Below are 2787 nucleotides of genomic sequence, written 5' to 3' on the forward strand. Positions count from 1 at the left end.
TGCATCATGATCGCCGCACGATCCTGCTTCGCCGAACAGATGGCGATCTTGAATTTGCGCGGCAGAAACAGGAACTCCGGATTGATCGTCGACCACTGCCGGAGGATTTCCGCCAGCGGTCGCGGGTCGATCATTTCGTCCGCCGCGACCCCGGCAAATGCCTCGGTGGTGATGTTGCGCACGCAGTTGCCGGAGGTCTGGATCGCATGCATGTTGACCTGCGCCAGACGTTCGAGAATGTCCGGCACCTCGGCGAGCTCAATCCAGTTGAATTGCATGTTCTGCCGCGTGGTGAAGTGGCCGTAACCGCGATCGTAATCGCTGGCGATGTCTGCCAAGGTGCGCATCTGTTCGGCGCTCAAGGTGCCGTAGGGAATCGCCACCCGCAGCATGTACGCGTGCTTTTGCAGGTACAGGCCGTTTTGCAGGCGCAGCGGCAGGAACTCCTCTTCGCTCAACTCTCCGGCCATGAAGCGCTCGACCTGATCGCGGAATTGCGCAACGCGCTCGAACACCAGTGCGCGGTCGTAATCATCGTATTGGTACATGCAGCAACTACCCCATCAGAATTGTGCGCAATTGCTGTAGGAGTGAGCGTGCTCACTCCTACAGATTCTGCATGCACTATGACGAAGCAGCGCAGCACGTTACAGATTCACCTGAACGCATAAAAACCATATCAGGGCGCGGCAGAACGCCGCAGTAAGCCATTCAATCTGATCCGCACAAATGAAAGATTCCTGAGCCTGTTTTGTTTCTGGCGGGGTTTCTACAGTGCAGCTCGTGCCAGACCAGGGTGGCCTGGCAAGACTTTGCAACCGTGGATGAACTGACCATGAGCACAGCAACAATCGGACAGGCTTACAACTACAAGGTCGTCCGCCAATTTGTCATCGCGACGGTTTTCTGGGGTGTCGTGGGCATGGCGATGGGGGTATGGATCGCCTCGCAACTGGTATGGCCGGACATGAATCTGGACTTGCCGTGGACCACCTTCGGTCGCTTGCGGCCTTTGCACACCAGCCTGGTGATTTTCGGTTTCGCCGGCAGCGCGCAATTCGCCGCCAGTTATTACGCGGTGCAGCGTACCTGCCAGGTGCGGCTGTACTCGGACAAGCTCGCCGCGTTCACCTTCTGGGGGTGGCAGTCGGTGATCGTGATCATGCTGATCACCCTGCCGCTGGGCTACACCACCACCAAGGAATACGCCGAAATCGAATTCTCCGGCGCGGTGTGGATGGCGGTGGTCTGGGTCGCTTACGCCATCGTGTTTTTCACCACCGTGGTCCAGCGCAAGACCAAGCATATTTACGTCGGCAACTGGTTCTTCGGCGCGTTCATTCTGGTGATCGCCATGCTGCACGTGGTCAATCACCTGTCGATTCCAGTGGACTGGTTCAAGTCCTATCCGGTGTATTCCGGCGCCACCGACGCGATGGTGCAGTGGTGGTACGGGCACAACGCGGTGGGCTTTTTCCTGACCACCGGGTTCCTCGGAATGATGTATTACTTCGTGCCGAAACAGGTCAACCGCCCGGTGTATTCGTACCGCTTGTCGATCGTGCACTTCTGGGCGCTGATCACCTTGTACATCTGGGCCGGCCCGCACCATTTGCACTACACCGCCCTGCCGGACTGGGCGCAGTCGCTGGGCATGGCCATGTCGCTGATCCTGCTGGCGCCAAGCTGGGGCGGGATGATCAACGGCATGATGACCTTGTCCGGTGCCTGGCATAAGTTGCGCACCGACCCGATCCTGCGCTTTCTGGTGCTGTCGCTGGCGTTCTACGGCATGTCGACCTTCGAAGGGCCGATGATGGCGATCAAGACCGTCAACGCCCTCTCCCACTACACCGACTGGACCATTGGCCACGTCCACGCCGGAGCCTTGGGCTGGGTGGCGATGATTACGTTCGGCGCGACCTACCACATGGTACCCAAAGTATTTGGCCGCGAGCAGATGTACAGCACGCCGCTGATCAACCTGCACTTCTGGCTGGCGACCATCGGCACGGTGTTGTACATCGCCTCGATGTGGGTCAACGGCATTACCCAGGGTCTGATGTGGCGGGCGATCAACGAGGACGGCACGCTGACCTATTCGTTCGTCGAGGCGCTGCAAGCCAGTCATCCGGGGTTCATCGTGCGGTTTGCCGGCGGGGTGTTCTTCCTCACCGGGATGTTGCTGATGGCTTATAACGTCTGGCGCACGGTGCGTGTGGCCGATGTGGCGCTGGCGCGCAGTGAAGCGCAGATCGCCTGAGGCAAGGAGCCGGTCGTGATGGAGATTTTTTTCAATGTGTTGGGCGTGGTGTTTCTGTGGCTGGCGGTGGAGTACTGCTTGCGGCGGGAGACGGCGGACAGTCTGGATGAAGCGAGCATGGTGCCGTTTGCCGATGACCCGGAGGTGGCGCGGCGGGTGGAGATGGCCACCGGCAAGACTGTGAAAGCGGTGGCGCCGGAGGTGGCGAAGCCGGGGTGGGTCAATCTCGAGATGTGAGGGGTGTCAGCCGGGTTGCCCTCACCCTAGCCCTCTCCCAGAGGGAGAGGGAACTGACCGAGTGGTTTAGGCGAACTACACCGACCTGAAATATCGAGTCGAACTCAGTTTTGAACAGCACTCGGTCTGCCCCCTTTCCCCACACCCACCTGGGGAAAAGGGAACTGATCGAGTAGTTATGCGAACTACACCGACCTGAAATATCGAGTCGAACTCAGGTTTTGAACAGCACTCGGCCTGCCCCCTTTCCCCACACCCACCTGGGGAAAAGGGAACTGATCGAGTAG

At 59.1% G+C, this 2787-nt stretch carries 2 protein-coding genes and 1 pseudogene; 2 read left to right on the forward strand and 1 reads right to left on the reverse strand.

The window, feature by feature from the left end; genetic code table 11:
* Window positions 1–548: pseudogene (locus DBR24_RS01270) on the reverse strand (nitrite/sulfite reductase); the annotation flags it as partial.
* 287 nt (window positions 549–835) lie between these two features.
* On the opposite strand from DBR24_RS01270, the gene ccoN reads away from it, so the two are divergent.
* Both ccoN and DBR24_RS01285 read left to right on the forward strand, forming a co-directional pair.
* Window positions 836–2263, forward strand: a complete 1428-nt coding sequence (gene ccoN / locus DBR24_RS01280) for a cytochrome-c oxidase, cbb3-type subunit I (protein ID WP_123469203.1) — start codon at window positions 836–838, stop codon at window positions 2261–2263.
* Between the two features lie 18 nt (window positions 2264–2281).
* Complete coding sequence (locus DBR24_RS01285) at window positions 2282–2500, forward strand: cbb3-type cytochrome c oxidase subunit 3 (protein WP_128613641.1); 219 nt, start codon at window positions 2282–2284, stop codon at window positions 2498–2500.
* Window positions 2501–2787: the final 287 nt, after the last annotated feature.

The organism is Pseudomonas sp. HMWF006 (assembly GCF_003061205.1).
GTDB lineage: Bacteria > Pseudomonadota > Gammaproteobacteria > Pseudomonadales > Pseudomonadaceae > Aquipseudomonas > Aquipseudomonas monsensis.

Excerpts from the sequence above, each read along its gene's own strand:
- ccoN (WP_123469203.1), top strand. The coding sequence starts at position 836 with ATGAGCACAGCAACAATCGGACAGGCTTACAACTACAAGGTCGTCCGC.
- DBR24_RS01285 (WP_128613641.1), top strand. The coding sequence starts at position 2,282 with ATGGAGATTTTTTTCAATGTGTTGGGCGTGGTGTTTCTGTGGCTGGCG.